The 25,127-nt window shown below is 55.6% G+C and carries 20 protein-coding genes and 3 tRNA genes; 7 read left to right on the top strand and 16 right to left on the bottom strand.

Annotated elements, in window-relative coordinates:
- Nucleotides 1–34: 34 nt before the first annotated feature.
- A complete protein-coding gene (locus Q0V70_RS06035; protein WP_297589590.1) occupies nt 35–1,030 on the top strand; it encodes a hypothetical protein in 996 nt (331 codons plus the stop codon).
- A 58-nt stretch (nt 1,031–1,088) separates the two neighbouring features.
- On the opposite strand, the gene pknB is transcribed toward Q0V70_RS06035, so the two are convergent.
- The 14 genes from pknB to Q0V70_RS05965 form a co-directional block, all read right to left on the bottom strand.
- The gene (pknB, locus tag Q0V70_RS06030; RefSeq protein WP_297589587.1) at nt 1,089–2,948 is read right to left on the bottom strand and encodes a Stk1 family PASTA domain-containing Ser/Thr kinase; all 1,860 of its coding nucleotides are present in this window, start codon (nt 2,946–2,948) and stop codon (nt 1,089–1,091) included.
- Nucleotides 2,935–4,416, bottom strand: a complete 1,482-nt coding sequence (locus Q0V70_RS06025; protein WP_297589585.1) for a serine/threonine protein kinase — start codon at nt 4,414–4,416, stop codon at nt 2,935–2,937. The genes pknB and Q0V70_RS06025 overlap by 14 nt, the downstream gene beginning before the upstream one ends.
- Entirely contained in the window at nt 4,413–5,873 is a 1,461-nt protein-coding gene (locus Q0V70_RS06020; protein WP_297589582.1) for a penicillin-binding protein 2, read from the bottom strand. The genes Q0V70_RS06025 and Q0V70_RS06020 overlap by 4 nt, the downstream gene beginning before the upstream one ends.
- Nucleotides 5,870–7,366 (bottom strand): FtsW/RodA/SpoVE family cell cycle protein, encoded by a 1,497-nt coding sequence (locus Q0V70_RS06015; RefSeq protein ID WP_297589579.1) that lies wholly within the window; start codon nt 7,364–7,366, stop codon nt 5,870–5,872. Before Q0V70_RS06015 ends, Q0V70_RS06020 begins: the two co-directional genes overlap by 4 nt.
- Nucleotides 7,366–8,688 (bottom strand): PP2C family serine/threonine-protein phosphatase, encoded by a 1,323-nt coding sequence (locus tag Q0V70_RS06010; RefSeq protein ID WP_297589576.1) that lies wholly within the window; start codon nt 8,686–8,688, stop codon nt 7,366–7,368. Before Q0V70_RS06010 ends, Q0V70_RS06015 begins: the two co-directional genes overlap by 1 nt.
- Nucleotides 8,688–9,152, bottom strand: a complete 465-nt coding sequence (locus Q0V70_RS06005; RefSeq protein ID WP_169756780.1) for an FHA domain-containing protein — start codon at nt 9,150–9,152, stop codon at nt 8,688–8,690. The genes Q0V70_RS06010 and Q0V70_RS06005 overlap by 1 nt, the downstream gene beginning before the upstream one ends.
- Before the next feature lie 16 nt (nt 9,153–9,168).
- Complete coding sequence (locus tag Q0V70_RS06000) at nt 9,169–10,014, bottom strand: FhaA domain-containing protein (protein ID WP_297589574.1); 846 nt, start codon at nt 10,012–10,014, stop codon at nt 9,169–9,171.
- Between the two features lie 99 nt (nt 10,015–10,113).
- Nucleotides 10,114–10,887, bottom strand: a complete 774-nt coding sequence (locus Q0V70_RS05995) for a methionine ABC transporter permease (protein WP_297589571.1) — start codon at nt 10,885–10,887, stop codon at nt 10,114–10,116.
- A 1-nt stretch (nt 10,888) separates the two neighbouring features.
- Complete coding sequence (locus Q0V70_RS05990) at nt 10,889–11,938, bottom strand: methionine ABC transporter ATP-binding protein (RefSeq protein WP_297589568.1); 1,050 nt, start codon at nt 11,936–11,938, stop codon at nt 10,889–10,891.
- A gap of 162 nt (nt 11,939–12,100) precedes the next feature.
- Nucleotides 12,101–12,173, bottom strand: a tRNA-Arg gene (locus Q0V70_RS05985).
- Nucleotides 12,174–12,255: 82 nt separating this feature from the next.
- Nucleotides 12,256–12,855, bottom strand: a complete 600-nt coding sequence (locus Q0V70_RS05980) for a sugar O-acetyltransferase (RefSeq protein ID WP_297589565.1) — start codon at nt 12,853–12,855, stop codon at nt 12,256–12,258.
- Nucleotides 12,856–12,969: 114 nt separating this feature from the next.
- A complete protein-coding gene (locus Q0V70_RS05975) occupies nt 12,970–13,716 on the bottom strand; it encodes a sulfite exporter TauE/SafE family protein (protein ID WP_297589562.1) in 747 nt (248 codons plus the stop codon).
- A gap of 141 nt (nt 13,717–13,857) precedes the next feature.
- Complete coding sequence (locus Q0V70_RS05970; RefSeq protein WP_297589560.1) at nt 13,858–15,279, bottom strand: gluconokinase; 1,422 nt, start codon at nt 15,277–15,279, stop codon at nt 13,858–13,860.
- A gap of 64 nt (nt 15,280–15,343) precedes the next feature.
- Complete coding sequence (locus tag Q0V70_RS05965; RefSeq protein WP_297589557.1) at nt 15,344–16,318, bottom strand: phosphoglycerate dehydrogenase; 975 nt, start codon at nt 16,316–16,318, stop codon at nt 15,344–15,346.
- 293 nt (nt 16,319–16,611) lie between these two features.
- Between Q0V70_RS05965 and Q0V70_RS05960 the strand changes: the two genes are divergently transcribed.
- The 4 genes from Q0V70_RS05960 to gndA are packed head-to-tail and all read left to right on the top strand — an operon-like array spanning nt 16,612 to nt 21,325.
- Nucleotides 16,612–18,018 carry a GntP family permease gene (locus Q0V70_RS05960; RefSeq protein WP_297589555.1) on the top strand — a complete coding sequence of 469 codons (1,407 nt, stop codon included), beginning with the start codon at nt 16,612–16,614 and terminating at the stop codon, nt 18,016–18,018.
- A 20-nt stretch (nt 18,019–18,038) separates the two neighbouring features.
- Nucleotides 18,039–18,806: an SDR family oxidoreductase gene (locus Q0V70_RS05955; protein ID WP_295028396.1), complete on the top strand. Its 768-nt coding sequence runs from the start codon at nt 18,039–18,041 to the stop codon at nt 18,804–18,806.
- A 32-nt stretch (nt 18,807–18,838) separates the two neighbouring features.
- Nucleotides 18,839–19,879, top strand: a complete 1,041-nt coding sequence (locus Q0V70_RS05950) for a zinc-binding dehydrogenase (protein ID WP_297589552.1) — start codon at nt 18,839–18,841, stop codon at nt 19,877–19,879.
- 6 nt (nt 19,880–19,885) lie between these two features.
- The gene (gene gndA / locus Q0V70_RS05945) at nt 19,886–21,325 is read left to right on the top strand and encodes an NADP-dependent phosphogluconate dehydrogenase (RefSeq protein ID WP_297589550.1); all 1,440 of its coding nucleotides are present in this window, start codon (nt 19,886–19,888) and stop codon (nt 21,323–21,325) included.
- A gap of 64 nt (nt 21,326–21,389) precedes the next feature.
- Here gndA and eda read toward each other — a convergent pair whose 3' ends face one another.
- Both eda and Q0V70_RS05935 read right to left on the bottom strand, forming a co-directional pair.
- The gene (gene eda / locus Q0V70_RS05940; RefSeq protein WP_297589548.1) at nt 21,390–22,019 is read right to left on the bottom strand and encodes a bifunctional 4-hydroxy-2-oxoglutarate aldolase/2-dehydro-3-deoxy-phosphogluconate aldolase; all 630 of its coding nucleotides are present in this window, start codon (nt 22,017–22,019) and stop codon (nt 21,390–21,392) included.
- A gap of 1,152 nt (nt 22,020–23,171) precedes the next feature.
- Nucleotides 23,172–23,256, bottom strand: a tRNA-Ser gene (locus Q0V70_RS05935).
- Nucleotides 23,257–23,350: 94 nt separating this feature from the next.
- Here Q0V70_RS05935 and Q0V70_RS05930 point away from each other — a divergent pair.
- Nucleotides 23,351–23,436: transfer RNA gene (locus Q0V70_RS05930), tRNA-Ser, on the top strand.
- A 140-nt stretch (nt 23,437–23,576) separates the two neighbouring features.
- Complete coding sequence (gene pyk, locus Q0V70_RS05925; RefSeq protein ID WP_297589545.1) at nt 23,577–24,998, top strand: pyruvate kinase; 1,422 nt, start codon at nt 23,577–23,579, stop codon at nt 24,996–24,998.
- The last annotated feature ends 129 nt before the right edge of the window (nt 24,999–25,127 follow it).

Here is a 25,127-nt window from a genome sequence, read left to right as displayed (position 1 = left end):
AGGGGAAGCGAGTTTTGGTGGCGAGAGGTGAGTGATGGTGGGCAATACTACACAAAGACCCGTTCCGCAGCGGGGTCGTCCCACTAGTCAGGCGCGCCCTAATCCTCAGAAGCAGACCGCGGAACAAATCGTCAAAGCGCGCCGCCGCTGGACCATCGCTACCATCGTGGCTGCTGTCATTTTGGCGGCGCTCGTTATCGGCCTGGTCGTGATGTGGGTGATGGGTAGCGATTCCCAGGGGGCGCGTTCGGCTTGCGCGAAAGCCAGTCAGGATTTAACCAAACAGTACACTTCGCTGCAGCAGGTAGTGTCCGATGCAGAAAATACTTTGGCCACGACTGATTCCACTCAAGTTGCAGACCCCGCCATGCTCGATGACCTTCAGGCCAAAGCGCAGCAGGCCAGCAAAGAAATCAAACCTCTGGAATGTACCGGAAAGGATGTCGCCAAAAAAACTTCCATCATGATGGCTCAGGCTGAATCTTTAAAAAAGCAGCAAACCGAGCTGGAGGCGGTGCTACGACACATTCAGGAAGCGGAAAATCTCAATGGTTTGACGGTAGCCAAGAAAGCCTTGGAAGATAAGATTGCCCAGGCGGAAAAGCTGGCACAAACCGCTGCGGCCGCAGAAGCCAATACCGAGCCCAGAGCGGCTCTAGCTGCCCAAATTGAGGACGCGAAACGCCTTTTGAACCAGGTCAACTCCCTGTCAACCGTGTCAGACGATAAAGTCGATGGTCTCAACGAATCGATGCGTGCCTCTGTGGAACGTCTGGATGAGGACATCACCGCGGTCACGAAAGCTATCGATGACCAACGCTTAGAAAAGGCTCGGAAAGAATCTGAGGAGCAACTTCTCCGTCAGCAACAGCAGATGGAGCAGGAACGGCGGGAGCAGCAAGACGGCGCGACCTGCGAGGTCGGTCAGATGACCGTTGATGCCAACGGTAACAAGTTCTATTGCCGCAACGTTTTGGACCCCGCTACCGGAAAAGGCCAAACAACCTGGGTTGGAGAACCCACGGAATAACCTCGGCACTTATCCCTGGTACTCCCCAGAGAATCATCAATCCCAATCCCGGCGACGACTAGACAGAGGGTGCTTCAGGGGAGTGCGAGGAGGTCTCCGGAGGTGAGCTCGGAGAGTCAGTCGAAGTATCCGATGGCGTAGGTTCCTGCGGAGCAATCGCCACCACTGCGGTCATGGACGTATCCAGTCCGACCAACTGGCCCGCCTTGTCCAAAGACAATACGGTACCCGGTTCGACCGAGGAATCTTCCTTTTCGGTAATCGTCAAGCGCACCCGGTTCGCATCCGCAAACTGCTGCAGAGCCTCTTTGGTGCCTCCCACCAGGTCTTGGGGGATACGGAAGTTACCGGAGGCGACCTCCAGATCGACCGAGTCGCCTTTCTTAACCGCTTCACCCTCGGCGGGGTTGGATTTAATGACTTTGTCTTTATCTATCGTGCCCGAATCAGCGGTCGTGATGCTGCCAACCTCTAAGCCTTCCGCCTCCAAAGCCTTCCGAGCCTGTTCCTGGGTCAGCCCGGCCAGCGAGGGCACACTAGCATCGCCCGGACCGGTGGAAAGCGAGACGAACACCTTGGAACCTTTGGCCACCTTCGTCCCCACCGCCGGGTCGGATTTAACAAAAATACCCTCCGGAATTTCCTCGGAACTGACCCCGCGACCCAGGCGGAACACGAGTCCCGCATCGGTAATCGTGGTGGAGGCTTCTTCCTGATTCATACCGTCCAGAGAAGGAATCTCGACCATCTCGTCGGTGGGCTTGTCTTGGTTGAAAACCAGCCAAAATCCGAGGCCCAAAGCTGCCAATACCGCCAACAGTACAACGACAATAATCAGCGGCTTCTTGTTGGGTTTACCGCGATGCTCCTGGGTCGAATCCGTGGTGTCCAAAGTCTGGGTGAGCTGGTTGTGACTCGCGGGATCCACTGCATTAAACCGGGGGGCTCCGTTGTTACCGGCGTACCCCTGGTTCACCGGCGGGAGTACCGTGGTTGCGGCACCGGTGGCATCACCGGCTAGAGGGGCCGTCCAAGTTGAGGTGGCGGGAGCCACCACGCTTCCTCCACGCAGGGAAGCCTGCAGGTCAGCACGCATATGAGCGGCATCGGGATAGCGTTCTTCACGGTCTTTCGCCAACGCTTTCATCACCACGCGGTCCAATGATTCCGGAATGTCCGGGGCAATCGAGGAAGGCAGAGGCGGCAGCTGGGAAACATGCTGGAACGCGACCGCCACAGCTGAATCGCCCTTAAACGGGGGCTGGCCGGTCAGCAACTCAAACAGCAAACACCCTGCGGAATACAGGTCAGAACGGGCATCAACCTGTTCGCCGCGAGCCTGTTCGGGAGAAAGATACTGGGCGGTACCCACCACCGCATCGGTTTGCGTCATGGTGGCTTGCGAGTCGGACAGAGCGCGGGCAATCCCAAAGTCCATCACCTTGATTTTCCCGGTCGTGGTAATCATCACATTGCCGGGCTTAATGTCGCGGTGTACCAAGTTCTGATGATGGGCATACTCCAACGCGTCCAGGACACCGGAAACGATTTCGACCGCTTCTTCCAGCGGAACCGGATTGCCGTCCGTCAACAGCTCCCGCACCGTGTGGCCTTCCACGTACTCCATGACGATGTAAGGCACCTTAATTTCCGCACCATCCGAAGCGGTGATGGTTTCTTCACCCGTGTCGTAAACAGCCACGATAGAGGGATGGTTCAAGTTGGCGGCTGATTGGGCTTCACGGCGAAAACGTGCCTGAAAAACTGGGTCGCGGGCCAAGTCCTGGCGCAAAATTTTAATCGCTACAATCCGGTTCAAGCGCGTGTCAGTACCGATATGGACTTCAGCCATACCGCCGCGTCCGATGAGCTGGCTAATTTCGTAGCGCCCGCCGATAATCCGGTCAGACTGACTCAAGGTTTTCCTCCTCTACTGGCGAGCTGGCTGGGGCTGCAACCGAAGTGACGGTCAATCCCGATTCAAGGTTACCGGTTGAGGCCCCGGTGCGCAGGGTGGTTGCCAACCCAAAAATCAACGCTATCAACACCACAGCGGTGATGACTAATGCAATAACAAGTTTCCGTTTCGAACCCGTCTCCGGTTGGGGCAGCGGTTTGGCTTCCAGGTAGCGCATCATTTCCTCGTGACGCTGCGGTGGTATTGCCTGGGAACCCACCGGTATAGCAGCAGGTTGGGCCGGTTTTACCCGCTGAAAATCGGGTCGCAAGGGTGGGGCGGATGTCTCCGGGTTCGCTGAGGCGGGCGGTGTTGAGCCGGCCTGGTGCAGCCCGGCTGCGGAGGCAGTCGCGTCAAGTTTGGCCGGGGCCGCGTGAGGGGATAGTGATGCCGGGCTTACCGGCGCAGCAGATGATTGTGCGGGGGTGTCAGGGGACGGGGATGCCGCAGGTTTGGCCGGAGAGGCAGATACGGCGCGCGTGTTTGCGGCGGGGGACTGCGGTGAAGTATCTTCCGGCTTTTCTTCGACCTGCGCCACGGGCATCTGGGCGGTCGGGGGAGCGTCGGCCAGATTGCGTGAAAAACTCATGCGCGGAGTAAACGACAGCGGCACCGTGCCGTGCCACAGCGCCTGAACCGCTTCAGCGAGCTGTTTCGCCGATTGTGGGCGCAGCCGCGGGTCTTTTTCCAACATCTGGTAAATCAACGCCGCCACCTGGGAATTTACGGTTTCAGGAAGGGGCGGAACCGGGTCTTTCACGTGCGACATCGCGATGTCGACCTGGGTCGGTCCCGTAAACGGACGTTTTCCAGCCAAGGCTTCATAGGCGATGACCCCCAGCGCATAAATATCGCCCAAGGCGGTCGCGGTTTCACCCATCGCCTGTTCGGGAGGCAGGTACTGGGCGGTACCCATCACCATTCCGGCCGCGGTCAGGGCTTCGGCGCGCGGAGCCAACGAAATCCCGAAGTCCGTCAGTTTCGCCACGCCCTTGTCGGAAACCAGAATATTTGAAGGCTTCACATCACGGTGAATGACGTGTCCTTCGTGGGAAGCCTGCAGGCCGTGAGCGATTTGGATGAGGATGGGAGCGAGCTGTTCCCAAGTCAAAATCTGGCCTCCTGCCAGAATGTCCGACAGGGGACGTCCCTCCACCAGCTCCATCACGATCCAGCCTTGACCATCTGTTTCGCCCCAGTCAAAAACGGCGGCGAGGTTGGGATGATGCAGGCGGGCAGCGTTGGTGGCTTCTGCACGCAAACGGGCCAGGAAAGTCGCCTGACCGATGAGCTCCTCTTTCAGCACTTTCACCGCGACGACATTTTGGCTGCGTTTGTCCCAACCGCGCCAAATCACGCCCATTCCTCCGGTCGCCAGGATGGACACCAGGCGATAGCGGTCGTTCAGTACCGTATTTGCCCCAATCATTGGCTCACTCCTGCCTGCAAAATGCTGCGTGCCAATGGGGCAGCCACGGTTCCGCCGGTGCCGCGTATACCCTGCGGATCCTCCACCACGATTGCCACGGCAATACGTGGGTTTTCCGCCGGGGCAAACCCTACAAACCAATGGTCAAGGCCGTGCCCCACCCCCGTTTCGGCAGTTCCGGTTTTCCCTGCCACGTTCAAGCCGGGAATGCCGGCAGCCTTGCCGGTTCCGGACTGGACAACTTCCACCATCATCTGGCGGATACTGGCGGCAATTTCCGGCGACACCGCCTGGCCTAAGACCTGAGGAGCATACTGTTTGAGGACCTGGAAATCGGAGGAGAGCTCCTGATTAATCAGGTAGGGAGTCATGGTTTTTCCGTCATTAGCGATAGCGCTGGCCACCATGGCCATCTGCAAGGGCGTCACCCGCACGGACTGCTGCCCGATCGCGGCGTTGGCCAGGAAAGACGGCGCTTCCGGGAGAGGGAATTGGGAAGCTACCCCGGTCAGCGGCACGTTCGGGACGGTGCCGAAACCAAAGGCTTTGGCTTGGGCCTGTAAAGGCTCGCCGCCCAACTGCATTCCCAATGCCGCAAACGGGGTGTTACAGGACAGGGCAAAGGCTTGATGCAACGGCACCTTGCCGTTTCCGCAAGATTCTCCGGCAAAGTTTCGGAGTTTCACATCGGTGCCCGGCAAATCTAGCGTATCGGGCGCATCCACAATCGAATCCGCGGCAACTGTCCCGTGAGACAGCAGAGCCGCGGTGGTCACTATCTTAAACGTCGAACCGGGGGGATACAGTTCGCTGATTGTCCTGTTCAGAAGGGGTTTTTGCGGGTCGGCGACCAAAGCGTTGTAGGTATTTTGCAGGGCGTTGCCGTCCGGGCCGCTCAAGGCGTTGGGGTCAAAAGCCGGGGAGGACGCCATTCCCAGGATTTCTCCCGTTTTCGGGTTCAGCGCCACGGCGGCGCCGGTTTTCCCGGACAACACCGCGGTCATCGCGTCCTGGACTGCCGGATTGATGGTTAGTGACACATTCCCGGCCTGCGGCTGGGCGCCGGTAAACAGGTCTTGGAGGCGCTGCATCCATTGGGAATCCGCCTTGCCAGACAAAATCGGTTCAGCGGCCTTTTCCAAATCTGTCATCTGGCCGCGAATCGCCGCCGGGAAATATCCCGTAATATGGGCGTATTTCGCGCCCTGAGGATAATTCCGGGCGTAGGTGACTTCCGGCCCGTTTCCTACGGGCAGGGACTGAGCCAGTACCAGGGCACCGTCCCCGGTCACGATTTTGCCGCGCTCCTGGTTCCAGTAGGCATCGGTGACGCGCCGGTTCAGGGGGTGTGCGTTCAGTGTCGGGGCGAAAAAGAACTGCTGATACGTCAACGCCCCCATTAATGCCACAATCATGACAATCAGGGCAACCGCTAAACGGCGAATCTGAGCGTTCATTGAGGCATCACCACCCTTTCGGTGGCGGCGTAATCGAGAGCTCCTCCTGCGGCACCCGCAGAATCTCCCGAGTTTCCGGAACCTCCAGACGTCAACCTAAAACCACCGGTTCCATTGGAAGGAACTGGTCGACGTGCCGAATCGGAAATCCGCAGCAGAATCGCTACCGCTAACCAGTTGGCGACAGAAGAAACACCCCCCGCGGCCAGGAACGGGGCGGTCAAACCGGTGGAGGGAATGAGGCGGGTCACGCCTCCCGCCACGATAAACAGCTGCGCCCCGATGCCGAAAGCCAAAGCGGTGGCCAGCAGTTTCCCGAAACCGTCACGCACCCCCATCGCGGCTCGCAATCCGCGCAGTACCAGGATTAAGTACAGCAGCATTACGGCCAACATGCCGGTCAAACCGATTTCCTCAGCGACGGAGGACACAATGAAATCCGAGTTTGCCAGAGGGGTTTGACCCGGCCTGCCCAACCCCCATCCGGTTCCGGTCAAACCGCCGTAGGCCATCCCGAACAGGGCATTGACTAGCTGCCAAGAACCGCCGACCCGGTCCGGGTTCGCGACCTCCAGATCCAAAGCGTGCAGCCAGTTCGTCACCCGGTCTTGCACGTGGGAAAAGGACAGATAGGCCACGACAGCCATCGGTATCATCAACACCCCGCCGAAAATAATCCAGGAGGGGCGGTCCGTTGCGACATAGAGCACGGCAACAAAGATAGCGAACAGCAGTAGCGCCACCCCCAGGTCCTTTTGCAGTACCAACAGGCCCATCACCGCTGCCCACACGACCAGAATCGGCAGCAGGTCGCGCCACCGGGGCAGTTGAATGAAACCGAGCTTTTTCCCGGCAATGGCCAGGGAATCCCGGCGGTATTCCAGATAGCCGGCAAAGAAAATTGCCAGCAAAATCTTGGCAAATTCATTGGGCTGAATCGTGAATCCCAAAATCCGCAAGGAAATATCGGCACCGTTGACGGTTTGACCCAGTCCTGGAATCTTGGTGGAAAGCATCAGCAAAATGGCCACGACCAGGGAGGGCCAGGCAAACTTTCGCAGGCTACGATGATCCCGAAACACCAGTAAGGTCAGGATTACCACCGCGATGGAACCGACCATGAAAATGACTTGGCGTTCGTTGTTGACCTGGGTCAACATAGCGTTACGCACCGCAGTGGAACCGGTGGTATCGGCGCGTTGCTGATAGTACAGGTCCAGGCGGGAAATCATCGCCAAACCAATCCCGTTTAACGCCAAAGCCACCGGCATAATGACCGGATCGGCGTAGGGAGCCAAAAACCGCATCGCCACGTGTAGCGCGATTCCCCCCACGGCGATTGCGGCGCAATACCAGTACCAAACCTGGGGAGCCTCCGGGTGGGAAACCATGATGGAAAGGTAGGCTCCGACCCCGACCAGGATTGCCAGAATGAGCAAGACCAGTTCGGAGCGACGCCCAGATCTGGCAGGATACTGCACGATGGTAGCCATTACTGGTTACCTCCCGCGGTATTTGAGGATTCTTCGGTTGACGCAGTTGTCTCAGATGTGGTTGGGCTCGGGGTCACAAGGGATGGTGCGGGTTTGTTCGCTTCCTTCACCATTCCGGTGTCCCGCCACGATGCAATCAACTCCTGGGCTTCCTCACGATTACGCAGGGAAATGCTCTTTTCCAGGCGCTGCTGGATGACGGGCGCCAAATCGGAATTGCGCACCCCCATACCTTCGACAGGGTGATACAAATCCCACGAGCCAATGGACTGATCAATCCCCCTAAACAGGGTCACTTCGCCCTGATTCACGCCCAAGAAGTACTGCTTTTGGGTCCAGCCATAGGAAAACCACGCTCCGAGACCCAAGGCCGCCAGAACCAGCAGCGTCAAAAAGATGCCGATGAACCAACCCCGCCGGGATAACTTGCGGGGATCTTTCGGGGTGCGCATGGCAAATTCGTCCTGCTCCAAAGGCTTCCCGCGGCGCAGCATCGCGGCTTTCTCAGCGGGAGTCGCTTCGCTGATACTGGCTCCAGCGGGGCGAATGGAAGCGGCTCCCACAATCTGGGGAGCGGTAGCGGTCAGTTCCTCATCGGAATCCACCACGTCAGCAATCACGCAGGTCACGTTGTCAGGGGCACCGCTCTTCAGCGCTAAACCGACCAAATCTTCACAGCAACTTTCCGGCGTCTCACCTTCGGCCAGAACGGTGGCGATGGTCTCAGCGGAAACCACTCCGCTCAACCCATCCGAACACAGCAGCCAGCGATCCCCCACCACAGCCGCACGCACGGACTCGTCCAAAGTTACATCGCCTTCGGAATCCCCCAACACCCGTAGCAACACGGAACGTTTCGGGTGGTGCGCCGCCTCCTCCGGGGTCAATTCCCCAGATTCCACCAGGTACTGCACAAAAGAATGGTCTTTCGTCACCTGGGTCAACTCACCGTCCCGCAACAGGTAGGCTCGTGAGTCACCCACGTGAACCATCGCCATCTTGTTTCCCGAACGTAAAATCGCCACACAAGTGGTACCCAGGCCCTGCAGCTCCTCGTGACTGCCCGACAGCTCCACCAGATCTCGATGGGCCTCCCCAATGGCGTCACGCAACAAGTTCAACAAGTCGTCAGCAGCGTGGGAATCTGCGTCCAGCGGCGCCAAATGCGCCACTGCCACCGAGGAAGCAATGTCGCCCCCGGCGGGACCGCCCATTCCGTCAGCCAGCACCAACAGATGCGGCCCGGCATAGCCGGAATCCTGGTTGTTTTTGCGAACCAAGCCGACATGGGAACGAGCCGCATAACGCAGTTGGATAGACATCAGCGCAGCTCCACTATGGTTTGTCCGAAGCGAACCGGGGTGTGTGCGCTGAGTGGAGTCGGAGAAGTAATCCGGACTCCTCCCACAACAGTCCCGTTCGTTGAACCCAGATCCTCCACGAACCACTGGCCGTCTCGCGGAAAAATCCGGGCGTGTTGAGCCGAAGCGTAGTCGTCATCCAGCACCAAAGTTGAGGTCGGAGCGCGGCCCACGATGACCGGCCTATCGGTGAGCTGCAGGGAAGACCCCGTCAAAGGCCCTTCGGTAACCAATAGCGTGGACACCGCGGCGTCACGTTTCCTCTGTTTACGGCCTTTTGAGGGCTTCGAAGATTTGGCCTGGTCGCGCCGGGTAACGACCGTACCGTAGATGTCGCGGCTCAAAACCAGGATGGACCCTCCCACCAGGAGCCACAGCAACACCAGATATCCCAGGCGCAGTAAGGAAAAACTCAGTTCGTTCAACAGTTAGCCCCTCGCCTCACGATTCTTGGGGTGGAGCGGCTTGACGCCAGAAAATCATCTTGATACGGCCTGCCGTCACCACGTTGCGATCTAAGAGAGTAGCTTCGTTGACGCGGTTGCCTTCCACAAACGTTCCGTTCGTAGAACCTAAATCGCGCAGCACGTAGTTGGTGCCGACCTGGACAATTTCAAAATGCTGATGGGACACCCCGGAATCGCTCAAAGCGATGTCCACGTTGCGTCCCCGTCCTACCACAGTACGTTCTCCCACCAGCAGGTAAGTCTGTCCCCCGACCACTTCCAACAGAGGTTTTTGTTCGTGCTTCGCTAAAAGTTCGGATTCCTGCGGGTTCGTTGTGTCGGGGTTTGCCAGGACGTCCGGAGCCGCGGATTCCACAGGCTTCCATTCCAAATTCTCACCGGCGGGAGTCGGTGCAGGCGCTGGGTGCGGTTTTGATTGGGAGGGTGAAAGCACGGGCTCGGCTGGGATACCGGGTTCACTCCCAGACACCGGACGAGCTCCGGAAACGGAACGAGCCTTAACTTCCAGGCGGCGCTGTTCGGGATTGAGCGGGGTAAACTCAACGTAAACCGAACCGGTCAAAGAATAATTTTGCTCGTTTGCGTAAGCGTTGGCGTCACGCACGAACTCTTGCAGCAAGGCTTCTTTACCCCACTGTTCGAACGCAGCATCGGTTTCAGGAGAAACGGAAATCTCAAAATGATTGGGTGCCACGGTGCGTTCACGGGACATCGGAGTGGCGCCCCGATCCATGGCTTGGCGGATAGCCTGAGTCACATCTATAGGCTTGTCAGGACCGGAACGATACACCTTGGATTTCATGCGGTCAAAGAACTCCAAAACCCCTCCTTCCGAGAATCGCCAACAGTTGAGACAGTCTGGGGCAATTCTAACGGCATAACTCGTGTAATTCGTTATTGAACTATGGGACCAGGGGTTTTAGCGGTGATCCGCAACTCGGGTAAAGAAGTCCCCGATGGCCTGCAAGACAATGACGATGATGCCAATAACAATTAGCGAAACCAGCAGGGTATCGGCTTGGTAGCGCGAGTAGCCGTAGTTAATGGCCAAAGAACCTAAGCCGCCCCCGCCAAAAGCCCCGGTAATCGCGGAATAGCCAATGATGGTGATGACCAGCACGGTCGTGGATTGAATCAGGGCGGGAAGCGCCTCGCGGACTTGCACGCCCCACATGATTTGGCTGCGACTGGCACCCATCATTTGCGCCGCTTCAATCTTGCCGGAATCTACACCCATAATGTTGGATTCGACCAGACGAGCAAAGAATGGCGTGGCCCCAACAATAAGTGGGACGCAGGCCGGTTGCCAGCCGATGGTGGTTCCCACGACCAGGCGCGTGAACGGGAGGATAAATACTGCCAAAATCAAGAACGGCAGGGAACGTCCAAGGTTCACGATGAATCCCAAAATCCGATTCACCGCCGCGTTGGGCATCAAGCCAGTTTTCGCCGTGGAAACCAGGAACAACCCCACCGGTAGACCAAACAGTACGGTGAACAGAGTCGAGACGGCTGTCATCGCTAAGGTCTCCAGGGTGGCAGGAAGCATCTCTCGCGTGATGGCGGGGTTGTCAAACCAAGTCGGATCGCCAGGTCCAGCGGGCAGAATGGATTGTACTGACGTAGCAATCGAGTTCACCTGGTTTACTAAATCTGCGTTTTGTGACAGTAGGGTGGGCAGGAGTTCCAGCATGTTAGTTTTCCTCCTCCAAGTTCAAAGCCTCCAGAGGTCTGACAGTTGCATACACACCTTTGGAGCGCATCGCCGCAATCAGACCGTTCATGTTTTCAGCCGAAACCGCCAAAGCAAGCCGTCCGACCTGGGTGTTTCCTACAGTCTCAAATGTTCCGGCCGCAATATCCGCCCCCGCGGCGGCGACCATTGACATCACGGCAGAACCGGTAGGCTTGCCCGGATTCGAGTTGAAAGCAATGTCCACCAGCGCGGCCGGTTTGCCGTTCAGCACCGGCTTGCTCTTCACTTGTGGACGGGGAACCAGGTCAAGCGCTAAACGGCTTTCTGGCTCGGTTAATATGTCCTCAACCGTGCCGGTTTGGATAATCTTGCCGTGTTCCAGCAGGGTGACGGAATCACAAATTTCACGCACTACCGCCATCTCGTGCGTAATAATCACCACGGTGACCCCCAAACTTTCGGAAAGGTCCCGAATCAGGTGCAGGACCTGATTGGTGGTTTCCTGATCCAGCGCTGAAGTTGGTTCGTCACACAACAGGACCTGAGGACTGGTGGCCAGACCCCGAGCAATGCCAACCCGCTGCTTCTGACCCCCGGAAAGCTGCGAAGGATAGGACGAGGCACGATCCTGTAAACCTACCAGCCGCAGCAACTCCATGACTTTTTCCTTGCGGTTACCGTGCGGTACGCCAGCCAGATAGAGGGGATAGGCGACGTTTCCGGCCGCGGTGCGTGAATCCAGCAGGTTCGCGGCCTGGAACACCATCCCGATTTTGCGTCTCGCCTGGCGCAATTCCGCCTCGCTCAAGGTGGTCATTTCTTGATCGTCAAGGGTGATGGAGCCGGTGGTGGGTTTTTCCAACGCCGTCAAGCAACGAATTAAGGTGGATTTCCCGGCCCCGGATTGTCCCACGATACCGTGAATCGAACCTTTGGCTATCGTCAGGTCAATGTTGTCCAAGGCGTGTACGGTTCCGCCCGCCGCGGACTTCACGTGATAGATTTTGCTAACCCCGCTCAGGGTAATCATCGGCTCGCTTGTTTTCATCGCCTTATACCTTACCGGATTTTGTTGTAATCCCCGCAATAGCATCCGTCCGGGGCTGGTTAGCGGCAGCCCGGCCAGCCAGCCCGAGGCTTGCGGAACAAATTGTGGGCGTTAAATGAGTTTTCCCCGGTCCGCTGGATCGCAGCGGATTCCGGGGAACAGCGCGCCCGAAGGGACTCGAACCCCCAACCTTCTGATCCGTAGTCAGATGCTCTATCCATTGAGCTACGAGCGCTGAGGTCATTAAGTCTAGCCCTAACCTGCACGATTCCCCAAATCGGCACTCTCCAGGCAAGAAAATCTAGAGAAATATGGCTTTATTCAAAGCGATTCCAAGAGGTCAGTTTGTCGGCCTCGGTGATTTCCCGCAGTACCCGGCAGGGGTTGCCGATGGCCACGCAGTTATCGGGGATGTCTTTGACGACGATACTGCCCGAACCAATGACCACGTTGCTGCCGATGCTCACCCCCGGCATGACTTGCACAGCGGCACCGATCCACACGTTGTTGCCCACGGTGATGCTGTGGCCGTACTCCAAACCTTGGTTTCGCCGCTCAAAGTCAATCGGGTGGCCCGCCGTGTGAAATCCGCAGTTCGGAGCAATGAAAACATTATTGCCGAAAGTAATCCGGGCGCAATCCAACATCACCGTGTTGTGGTTGGCGTAAAAATTTTCCCCGATTTCAATGTTGTAGCCGTAGTCGCACCAAAACGGGGCGATGATGGTGAAATTTTGCCCGGTTTTGCCCAACAGTTCCTGCATGAGGCGGTGCTGGGCGGCGTGGTCAGAAGGTCGGATTTGGTTGTATTCAAGACACAAGTCTTTGGCGTGGTCTCTTTCGCCGCAAAGGGTGGGATCTCGGTCTGCGTTATAGAGCATCTGGTTCAGCATTTTTTCTTTTTCAGTTAAACTCACCAGAACTCCTTTGTGATTGGCAGATAGCTTGTGAGGCTGTCGTGGTAAACAATCCCCTATCCACAGTGTAGAGCACCCACAGAACCGAAAACGAGACGAACCGGGCTTGTGACTTTAGGGCAGGCCGGGGAGGAACACGCTGATGATGACTCGCAAAGCCCCAAACGTGGCTAGGGCCAGAGCCAAGTTGCGGGCCCACTGAGGCTTGACATATTTCTTTAGCAATCGCGAAATGACGGTGCCGACCAGGATAGCCCCCAAGATGGCGGCAATCGTGGGGGTGGGCAGGGAGGTGAGCACGGCGTTTTGACCGCCGAACCAGACTTTGCTGGTCACCACAATAATGTTGAAACACAGGAACAGTGGCTGCAAAGTGGCCGCAAACTCGCGCTGGGACCACCGGGTAGTTTGGGAGTAGGCCGCCATGACCGGGCCGGACTGAGCCACCAGGGCGCTCATCATGCCCCCGAGGAAACCAAAGATCAGAGACCCCGAAAAAACCGGTACCGCCCGAAAACGGGGAGCAAAAATGGAAAAGAACACCATGGCCAACATAATGATTCCCACAAAAATGGAAAATACACGGTCCGGCACAAATCGCAGTGCCACAACGGTGGCGAACAATGCCGGCAAGGCGCTGAGCATCAGCAAGCGGAAACGATACCAGTTAATATCGCGAAAACCGGTCACGAACAGCAGTAACGTGACTAAACCGCCGCAAATGTTTCCCCACAGAATCCCGTAGTGAGCCCCGGCTGCCACTACCAAGACCGGGACGGCAATCATGCCGAAACCCATTCCAGCCAAGCCTTGCACGCAGGTGCCCAGCAAGACGATTGCAGTCAAGAGGACCAATTCCATTACTTCACTATATCGCCTCGCCGCGCGGCTCCCAGCATGGAATGCGTTACCTAACTGTGTGAAAGCGAGTCGTTAGCGCGATGGATTGCGCAAAATCACACAGTTATCAGGGTGTGGAACCCAGTCGGGACCGGCCTAGCGTCACCGGTTGGCGTTATCGTGATAGGCCTCCAGGTAGCGTTGATATTTCTGGGCCGTGATTTCGGCGTATTCTTCCTGCGGAACGATTTCCTCACCTACCGGCGGTTCGTAATCCTCTAAGGATAGAGTGCTATCCAGCAGATACGCTCCCCACAGGGCGGCTCCCATCATGGAATTTTGTTTCACCAGACAGGGAGTCAAGGTGTGTCCAAACACGTTAGCCGCCAACTGGGACCAGATGCTGGTGTGGAGGATTCCCCCTGAAATGAGGATGCGATCGGGCTCTCCGTTCAGTTTGGTTACGGCGTCATAACACTGTTTAAGGTTGAACAAAACCCCTTCCAATACGGCCTGGTAAGTCAGCTTGAAATCGTGTTTCGAGGTCAGACCTAAGAAACCGCCCTTACGCTTGTCGCCCCAGCCGGGGTTACGTTCCCCAAAAATGAAAGGCAGAAAGACCGGTGTATCAGCAGCGTAATCCATCCCCGCTTCGAGTTCATCGTAAGTGGTGGGGCGCAGCGACAAACCTTTAAACCAATCCACCGTATTGCAGGCACCCGCCGTTGCAGCCCCGGAAATCCAACTCTTGGGTCCGATGTAGCACCAAGTAGACATATCCGGGTGGAACTGCGGCTGCGGGGACGTGACCCGCAAAGCCCCGGACGTACCTACCGAAAGTGTCATTTGCCCTTCACGCAAGGCACCCGAGCCGAGCTGATTGAGTGACCCATCGGACATGGCGGGAACCACGGGGATTCCGGCCGGTAATCCCAAACTGGCTGCAGCCTGGGCGGAAAGCGGCGCCTGATAGTCATTATCGACAATTTCCGGAAGCTGGGAAGGTTCGAGATTAATCACCTCTAACAGTTTGGGGTCGTATTCGCCGGTGGTGATATTCACCAATCCGGAACCGGATGCCATACAGCGAGAAACTTTGATGTTCCCGGTCAAGCGATAAAAGTTGTAAGTTGCCTGCCCCATGGCGCTGTAGGAAGAAATGTTGTATCCCTCCTCTTTGAGGAAGGCAAGTTTAAAGAAAGGATAGATAGCGTTGGGATAACCACCTGTGAGGTTATAGTATTCCCTGGTCAACTGGGGTTTGCTGCGGAAAGCCTCAGCTTGGTCGGAAGCCTTGGTATTGGACCACTGCATGATGGGGGTCACCGGATCGAAGTTAGGGTTGAACAATCCGATGGAATGCCATACCCCGGAAAGGACGATGATGTCGATGTTTTTTCGACCTCGCAACAGTGTCTTGGCCGCCGCCAAACTCGCTTCGTAAACGACCATGGGATCATGCTGGGTCAAATCATTACCCATGGGCGGATAGAAAGCATTTTCAACCGTAAAATTGTTCTTGACTGTGTCATAAATCATCGCTTTGGCTGAACTGGTTGATGATTCGATAACTAAAACATTCATCGCGCACTCCTAAAGGTCACGGCTGATTTCAGTATATCTGCAGTGACTTGCGCGGTGTTCAGATTCAAGCTGCTGGGTCAGAAGCCATATTCGTTACCGGTTCGCCCGCCAGGGCGCGCAACAGATTGTCTACCGCACCCTTTGCCATGCGGATGCGGCTTTGGACAGTTTGGGCGCCGCTGTGCGGGGTGGCGATGACATTGGGGAAACGGAAAAGTTCGTGGTCGGGCGAGGGCGGTTCTTGCTCGTAGGCGTCCAAAGCGAGACCGGCGAGCTGACCCGTGTCCAGGGCCGCGGCGGCAGCGGACTCATCGATAATCCCCCCTCGTGAAGTATTAATCAAAAACGTGCCGGGAGACATGAGACGGAACATCGAGGCATCAAATAAGTGTGCGGTCTCCGGCGTGAGCGGCAGATGCAAAGAGATGAAATTGCTCTCTCGCACCAGGTCAGGCAGGTCTACGCCCTGAACCGTCGGGTCGGTATCGGGGTCGAAAAATGGGTCGTAAACCAGCACTTTCATTTCCAGACCCGTGACCAGCCGCCGCAGAGCTCGCCCGATTGAGCCGTATCCCACAATCCCCAAAGTGGCTAGCGACAACTCGGTGCCCACCACGCGCAACCATTGTCCCTGCCGAGTCGTTTCATTCAACCAGGCGACGTGGCGCGCCAGGGCAAACATACTGGTCAAGGCCATTTCGGCGACGGCGATGGAATTCGCTCCCGGAGTGTTGGTTACCACGACTCCATTGTGGCCAGCAGTCTGCAAATCGACCCGATCCACCCCCACGCCGTAACGCGAAATGACCCGCAGGTCAGGGAGCTGATGCAAAACCGTAGCTGAAAAATCGTCCAAACCCGCCAAAATCCCCACGCAACCGCGAGCGGCTGCGACTAACGAATCGGCGTCTAAGGGCTTGCCTGACTGGTTATAAGCAACCTCGTAGCCGCTGTCTTGCAAGAGATCGCGGGCAAACTCCAGCTCCGCAGAGGCAAAAGAGGTCGGCGTCACTAATATTTTTTGCGAATCTGTATTCATGGTGTTCTCCGTGGCGAGTCAATAGCCCAGTCCCGGGCGGTGTCCAAAACCATCCTAGTTCCATATCGTTCTTTGTGGCTGGTCCGCGCAACCTCTCTGGGCGAATCGTCTAATAATCCCATTATCTGTATCTGCACAGCTATTCCAACCAAAACCGCGTCGCGTTCCAGTAGACTTTGGGTACATATCGACCGCTGAGCTCTGGCCAACTGGGTTCTTGATGAGGACTTTTGGAGTGTTTCAGCGGCCAACATACAAGTGAGAGTTTGCTCTATGTTCAAAGGAGAGTTTAGATGCAACCATTTGAGATAGAGGGATGGACCCAGACTATGGGGACATTACCGCTGCTCGGCATTGCGGTAGCTGCAATAGCCCTGATTCTGGTCCTGGTCATTGTATTCAGGCTCCATGCTTTTCTGACCTTGGTATTGGTCAGTTTCCTCACGGCCTTAGCCACTGGTTTGCCCATTGGATCAATCGTGGGGGCGATGAAAGATGGCTTTGGAGGCACTCTCGCCTCGGTCGCGCTGCTAGTTGGCTTAGGTGCCATGCTCGGCAAGATGGTCGAGCAATCCGGGGGCGCGAAGGTGCTGGCAGATGCCATGATTAATCTCTTCGGTGAGAAGCGTGCCCCTCTAGCTTTGGGTGTGGCATCCCTGATTCTGGGCTTCCCCATCTTCTTTGATGCGGGTTTGATTGTGATGCTACCGATTGTTTTCGCAGTGGCGAAGCGTCTAAAGGGTTCCATCGTTCTCTACGCGATTCCTACTGCGGCCGCTTTCTCGGTCATGCACGTTTTCCTCCCGCCCCACCCCGGCCCTGTTGCCGCAGCCGACTACTTCCACGCCAACATGGGTTTGTTGATGCTGCAAGGTTTCATTATCGTTATTCCGGCTTTTATTCTCTCTGGTTATCTGTGGGCTAAATTCATTGCTCCCCGCGTCAAGGTGGAGGCTTCCCATGTGTTCGGTAACGTGTCGGATGATGAACTTCCCGATAATCCCCCTTCAGTCGGTACAATCATCGCGTTGCTGCTGCTCCCCGTACTGTTGATTTTCATGAATACCGGGTTCTCGACCCTGTCCAAGGTCGGAGTTATCAGCGGTGACGTCAGCTGGGTGAAGTTCCTCATCACTCTGGGTGATACTCCTATAGCGCTGCTGATTTCGACTCTGGTTTCGATTGCGGTGCTTGGCGGCAAGATCACTAAGGACAAAACCGTCTTGGAAAAGGTGGTTGATTCCGCTCTGGGACCAATCTGTTCCGTGGTGCTCATCACCGGCGCTGGCGGTATGTTCGGCGGGATTTTGCGCGCTTCGGGAATCGGTGACGCGTTGGCTAAATCTATGGAAGATTTGGGTATTCCGCTCCTGCTGGCTGCCTATCTGATTGCGGTGGCGCTGCGTCTGGCACAAGGGTCGGCCACAGTAGCGCTGGTCACGGCCGCTTCACTGCTGGCTCCGGCGGTCGAACAGGCAGTTTCTGCCGGTCAGCTTTCGCCGTGGGGTGTAGTCTGTATCACTATGGCTGCCTCCGCAGGTTCGGTGTTTGCTTCACACGTCAACGATTCTGGTTTCTGGCTGGTCGGTCGATTGACGGGCATGGACGTAAAGACCACTCTGAAGGTGTGGACCATGCAGCAGCTTCTCGAATCAGTCATCGGTTTCGCAATCGCGGCGCTGCTATTCATCTTTGCCTAGAGAGCGAAGTCCACGAGATTATGTGTAATTGGTTCGATATTTCTGGTCGAGCTGCCCTAGTAACCGGATCCAACCGGGGACTGGGGCTGGCTCTGGCCACTGGTTTAGCAAAAGCTGGGGCGCGCGTCACTCTGCAAGGCCGGGATGCCGAGAAAGTATCCCAAGCAGCCCAGCAGTTATCTGAGTCACTGGGGGTCCCAGTCGAACACCTGGTTTTTGATGTCACCGATGCCCAGGAGGCCGGGCGTGCCCTCAATGACTTTATGGATAGCCAAGGCACGCCGGACATCCTGGTCAACAACGCAGGTATCCAGCGTCGTCACCCCATCACCGAGTTCCCTACCGAAGAGTGGGACGCGGTCATCAGCACGAATCTCTCTTCCGTGTTCTACGTGACGAAACCGGTCGCGCAGCGCATGGTGGAACGCGGCAGCGGCAAAGTCGTAATGGTCGGTTCCGTGCAGTCTCGGCTAGCGCGGCAAACCATTGCCCCGTACTGCGCCTCTAAAGGCGGCGTAGCCATGTTTGCCCAAGGCCTCGCGGCGGATCTATCACGCTACAACATCCAAGTCAACACGTTGTCTCCCGGATACTTTGCTACCGAGATGAACACGGATTTGTGGCAAGACCCGGAATTCGATGCTTGGCTGAAAGCCCGTACTCCGGCGGGACGATGGGGAAAGTTTGACGAGCTGATGGGGACACTCATCTATCTGTCCTCGGAAGCGTCAAATTTTGTCACCGGACAAAATATTTTAGTTGACGGAGGTATGACCAGCGTGGTCTAAGCCAGTCGGTCGAAAACTGTAGGGAGGAATGAATGACTGACATGAAACAGGTGTGTATCAACGCCAAGGAAGAAATGGGTTCTAACCGCGTGCCTTGCCCCGAACCCGGTAAAGGACAGGTACTGGTGAGAGTGGCCTGGGCCGGTATCTGCGGCTCGGATTTGCACTACTTCTTTGACGGACAGGTTGGCGCCTTCAAACTGCGCGAACCGCTGGTACCGGGTCATGAGATAGTCGGTATCGTCGCCAAAGACCCATCTGGGACCTACGCACCAGGAACGCCGGTTACCCCTCATCCGGCTACCTTCGGTCAGCCTCAGGCCGCCTACAGTGATTCACCGCATTTGTGGCCGGGTGGAGCCTATCTCGGATCGGCCTCCACCTGGCCCCACACCCAGGGGGGGATGAGCGAATACATCCTCTTGCGGCTTGACCAAATCCACGCTTTGCCACCGGATTTGCCGCTAAAGCGGGGGGTGCTGACCGAACCTCTGTGTGTGGGATTACACGCTCTGCATCGTCTCCAGGCAGCCACAGGATGGCAGAATTTGGCGGGTCGGAACGTGGCGGTAATCGGGGCGGGCCCGATTGGGCTGCTGGCGGCCGGCGCGGCTCAGAGCCTGGGAGCCGAAGTCAGCTGTATTGATGTGCAGGATGCACCTCTGCAGCGAGCTCAAGCCCTGGGAGTTGACCATGTGTATAACTCGACAAAGACCGAGCTGGAGGCTTCTGCATTTGACGCGGTTTTGGAATGTGCGGGCGTGTTTCCAGCTATTTCCCAAGCCTTCCAGATTTGCCGTCCTCGCGGCACGGTGGTTCAAGTGGGAATGGTTCCTGCGGTTGATGGGCCGGTCAATTTAGCACCCTTGATTTCCAAAGAAATCACCTACTTAGGAACGTTCCGGTTCCTGGACGAAATCGACCAGGCATTAGAGATTTTGGCTAACGCCCCACAGTTAGAATCCGTCATTACGCACGAGTTCAACGCCGACGAAGCCGAAAAGGCCTTCCACACAGCTAAAGACAGTGCTGCGTCCGGCAAGGTAATAGTTAACCTGTGGTTTGAGGAGTGAAAACTAATGACAGAGAAAGCAGATGTAGCAGTAATCGGTACCGGGGTAATGGGACGTTCTTTGGCGCGCAACTTTGCACGTCACGGACATACCGTTGCCCTGTTTGATGTTGCTCCCGGACGGGCTGCTCAGGTAGCGCAAGAGCACAGTGCCGAGGGAGCCTTTATCCCCGCCCAGGACCCGGTGAAGCTGGCCGAGTCGATGTCAACTCCTCGGGTAGCAATTTTGCTGGTGCCAGCGGGTGAACCGACTGACAAGGCCATCGATATGCTCTGTGAAGTTTTCTCCGCTGGGGACATCATCGTAGATATGGGCAACTCTTTCTACCTTGATACGGAACGCCGGGAGAAGCTGGTTACGCAGCGCGGCCTGCACTTTGTCGGCTGTGGCATCTCAGGAGGGGAATCCGGGGCTCTCAACGGGCCCGCCATCATGCCTGGTGGTGCGCAAAAAGCCTACGACAGGCTGGGGCCCCTACTGGAATCCATTTCGGCCCATTATCAAGGTGAACCATGCTGTACCTGGGTAGGCCCGGGCGGGGCGGGACACTACGTGAAAATGGTGCATAACGGGATTGAGTATGCCGATATGGAGCTACTCAGTGAGGCTTACCAGCTGTTACGTTACCGAAACGGAATGAGCCCCAAGGAAATCAGCGAGGTGTTTTCGCGCTGGAATGAGGGACCGCTGCATTCCTATCTGTTGGAAATATCCGCCGATATTTTGCAGCATACCGATGAAAAAACTCACCAGCCTTTCATCGACATTATTTGTGACCAGGCCGGTCAAAAGGGTACGGGTTCGTGGACTGTGCAAAACGCGTTGACCCTTGGGGCCGGCTCCACCATCATTGCGGCGGCTACTTTCGCAAGGGCAGTGTCCTCGCAAAGTGTTCACCGAACCTTGGCTCGTGAGGTCTTAGGGGAAGGGGTTCCTGACACTGTTTCCGGCGGATCAGATTTGCTGGATAACCTAGAAAAAGCCGTCTATGGGGCAAAAATTGTGGCGTATTCTCAAGGGTTGTCGCAGATTCGAGCCGCCTGTAAGGAATACGGTTGGACAGTTGACCTAGCCAAGCTGGCGGCCATTTGGCGTGCCGGCTGCATCATCCAGGCGCAGCTTCTGCAAGACATCATGAAGACCTACCAGGATGGCGACTTTGACACCCCGCTGTTGCTCAAGCCTGCCATCAGCGCGGTCATTAAAGACGCCCTGCCCGCGTGGCGCGCGGTGGTTAGCGACACCATCAAAGCTGGGATAGCTCTGCCCGCTCTCAGCGCAGGCTTGGCATATCTGGATTCCTTGCGTTGCCCAGCTCTGCCAACGGCTCTGGTACAGGCCCAAAGAGACTTCTTCGGGGCTCATACCTATCGCCGGAGGGACTGCGAGGGAAGTTTCCATACCCGATGGGAGAACGCACAACGTCAGGAAATATCGCTTTCTTAGCGGTAATTTAAAGTTAACGTGGTTCACCCGATAGGGGAGCGCCACGCTCAGCCTGGTGTCGTTTTCAGCGAGTTGCCGCAATCTTTAGAGCATCGGCAGCCCGGGAGGTAATTTCGCTGAAATCACCCTGGGCGATTAACTGTCGGGTGGCAATCCAAGAACCACCACAGGCAGGAACCTGTGGGTGAGCCAGATACTGAGCCAGATTTTCCTTTGAGATACCGCCGGTCGGGACAAACTGTATCTGCGGGAAAGGACCGGAAAGCGCGGAAATCACGGGTAGCCCGCCAGAGGCTTGTGCGGGAAAGAACTTGACGTATTTCAGGCCCGAATTGACGGCTTTCATCAGCCAAGAAGCATCGGTAACACCGGGCAAAACGGGCACTTGGTTGGTTAGGCAGTAATCCACTAGGCCTTGATCGTAACCGGGCATGACCAGGTACTTTGCCCCCGAATCTATGGCGGTCCGAGCCTGTTCCAGATTTGTGACAGTGCCCGCCCCCACCAAAATATCGCTGTGCTGGGACATTTGTGCAATCGCCGCCGCTGCCGCATCGGTGCGGAAAGTAACCTCAGCTGTGGTGATGCCTCCCGCAAGCAGAGCTTCAGCCAATGCCACGGCATCTTTCGCGTCGTCCAGAACTACCACCGGGATGAGGGGATTTTTCTTGATAACCGCATCCATATCCATCATGATTCCTCCTGAGTGTCGTGAGCAGTCGCCAACTGGGTAGTTTGCATGACAATCTTGTCAGGCACGTCTCTGAGTCAACGCTGCAGTGTGGGGACCAGAGCCTCAGTGTCCATTTTATGACTTCTGAGGCGGAATAGACCGTGAGCAAACTCGATTTTACCTGGCGAGGACATGTGCGCCCACGGGGTGACTGTTCACCGCGGTATGCTACTCTGTACGTTGTAGCTCCTGGCTCCCCGCATATTCATGGGTTTGGCATACTTCCATATTCTTTAAGAGAGTTATTGAGTTCTAGACTATTAGGGGTGCTTTGATGTGTTTAGCATGTTTAGCTAGATTATTAGAATGTCTAGCATTTTAGAACTATTATCCTACGGTAAAGATTTATTTCTTGATATATGTAGACTTTCAGAAGTATCAATTTGCATCCTAGTAGCTTCATACGCTATAGCCTATTTGCATTAATATAGTATAGATACATATGTTATATAAGTCCTAGATTTCGACACGTATTATACTGTAAAATAAAGCATTGATAAGTAGGACATAGGGTGTCTCCTATTTTTGCATACATTAGGACTATTTAGATGCGTTTACCTTATCAAAGAGATTTCATAAAGTTAGCCAATATTTGTTACGTTCTAGTTGAAATACCGTAAATAAAGAAAGAAGAATATCTTTATTCCTAACCCAAATATTCAGGGATATATAGCACTGTCACTATCTTTTAGGTGTGTTAAGATAAATTCAAGGTTTCACGCATTGGTAAGACATAGTACATGATGTTTACCCCAATCAAGTGTGTTCCTATGTGAAAGAAATATTGATGCTAAAAGCAGCCCTGGATAAGCTACGATACGCATATTTAGTGAGAACAAATGTGTTTTAGTTATAGTAGACCGAGAACGTATGTGCTGCGTATAATTACATCTGTTTGATACATATAGATAGTAATGCCCACATTTAGCATACTAAAAGCGCTTGAACCTGCATAGATGTATTTACTATGAGGGCGAGGGGGTTGTTTTGTGGTGTTTCGCCTGAAACGACCAATTGTGGTCGTTTCTTAACGGCTTCACCTTTTTCGCGGCGGCTCATGCAAGCGTTGCTTGCTGCCGACCGCGCCGGTGAACCGGGGGTTCGAATCCCTCGCGGAGGGCGAGGGATTCGAACCCCCGGTGAGTTTCCCCACAACGGTTTTCAAGACCGTCACATTCGGCCGCTCTGTCAGCCCTCCATGCGCGAAAAGCGTGATACAGATTCTATCAGGTGAAAGCCGAGCTGCCGACTTTTGGAAAATCTGCAGGAATTTCGCTAGAGTTAAAACCCTTGGAGACGTGGCTGAGCGGCCGAAAGCGGCACCCTGCTAAGGTGTTAGGGGCCTCGCCCCTCGCAGGTTCAAATCCTGTCGTCTCCGCAATCCCGCGTCACCTGTAGTGACGCGGGAATTTTTATGCTTACAGGCAGACCCAAGTTATCAATCGCGCGGCATATGACCCACGACATATAGAGATAATTCCTTTCAGTTTTGCCCGTTATTCGAGATAGTCTTGTACTATGCGTCGTTCCAAAATAGTCTGTACCCTCGGCCCCGCCACGAATTCAGAGGACAAGATTCGTTCCTTAATGCAAGCCGGAATGAATGTGGTGCGTATCAATCGTTCCCACGGCACTCAAGCTGAGGCGGCTGAGCAAATCGACTTGGTACGTCGAGTTGAGAAAGAATTTGAACATCCCGTGGCTGTCCTGGTTGACTTACAAGGTCCCAAGATTCGCCTAGGAACGTTTGTAAAAGGTGTTGAAGATCTCCTTCTGGGGCAGGATTTCACCATTACGACCCGTGATGTACCGGGAGATGCCAGCATCGTCTCCACGACTTTCAAGGGACTGCCAGGCGACTGTCATCCTGGTGACGTGCTTTTGATTGATGACGGTAACGTGCAAGTTAGGGTCACTCGCATCGAAGGCGAGGACGTGGTGACAAAAGTCGAGGTCCCCGGAACAGTATCGAATCATAAAGGGTTGAACCTACCAGGCGTGGCTGTTTCCGTACCGGCGCTTTCCGAAAAAGATAAAGACGACTTACGCTGGGCGCTGACCCAAGATGTTGACTACATTGCCTTGTCATTTGTGCGTCGGGCAGATGACCTGGATGACGTGCATCGGATAATGGACGAAGTCGGACATCGCCTCCCGGTCATTGCCAAAATTGAAAAACCCCAGGCTGTGAATCATTTGCAAGAAATTATTCGCGCTTTTGACGCCATCATGGTGGCTCGCGGTGATCTCGGGGTAGAAATGCCGCTGGAGGAAATTCCTACCGTGCAAAAGAGAGCCATCGAATTGTGCCGCGCTGAGGCAAAACCAGTCATAGTGGCTACCCAAGTACTGGAATCCATGATTTGCAACGCGCGTCCCACCAGAGCAGAAGCCTCAGACTGCGCCAATGCGGTGTGGGACGGCGCTAGCGCGGTCATGCTTTCAGGTGAGACGGCTGTGGGCAGCTATCCGATTCAAGCCGTAGAAACGATGGCCAAAATCATCGAAGCTGCTGAAGAGCTAGGAACGCGCCACTTCGCGAAACTCAAGGACGGCGACCTTGATTGGGAATCCATCATCGCGCGTCATTCGGTTTTGATTGCGAAGTCAACCAATTCTAAGTTCGTGGCGGCTTTCACAAATTCCGGAGCTACAGCTCACCGGTTGGCACGGTTGCGTTCCACGATACCTCTGTATGTGTTCTGCTACCACGAAAATGTCCGTCGCCAATTGGCTCTGGAATGGGGTATTCAAACCTATCCCATCAAAATGGCGCAGCGACTCTATCTGATGATTCATGAGGCGGAAGATATCTTGCTGGAACGCGGTATTGCCCAACGAGACCAGGTTGCCGTGTTTGTGGGAGGTCTTCCCCCAGGGCAAGAAGGAAACACCAACTCGATTCGGTTGCACCGGGTAGGTTCCTACAGCGATGTCTGATTTCATTCGTTGACGCGGTTGACGACTAGCAGGGCGCGAGAAAGGGCTACCGGGCTCAGTCGTGACGACTAGGGCGTTGTTCCAGAACCCGGGTATCAGCCACGGTGGCCCAATCGGGAGCGACTGTAC

The sequence above is a fragment of the uncultured Mobiluncus sp. genome (genome assembly GCF_947087965.1).
Taxonomy (GTDB): domain Bacteria; phylum Actinomycetota; class Actinomycetes; order Actinomycetales; family Actinomycetaceae; genus Mobiluncus.
This window is presented reverse-complemented; position numbering and strand designations above follow the sequence as displayed.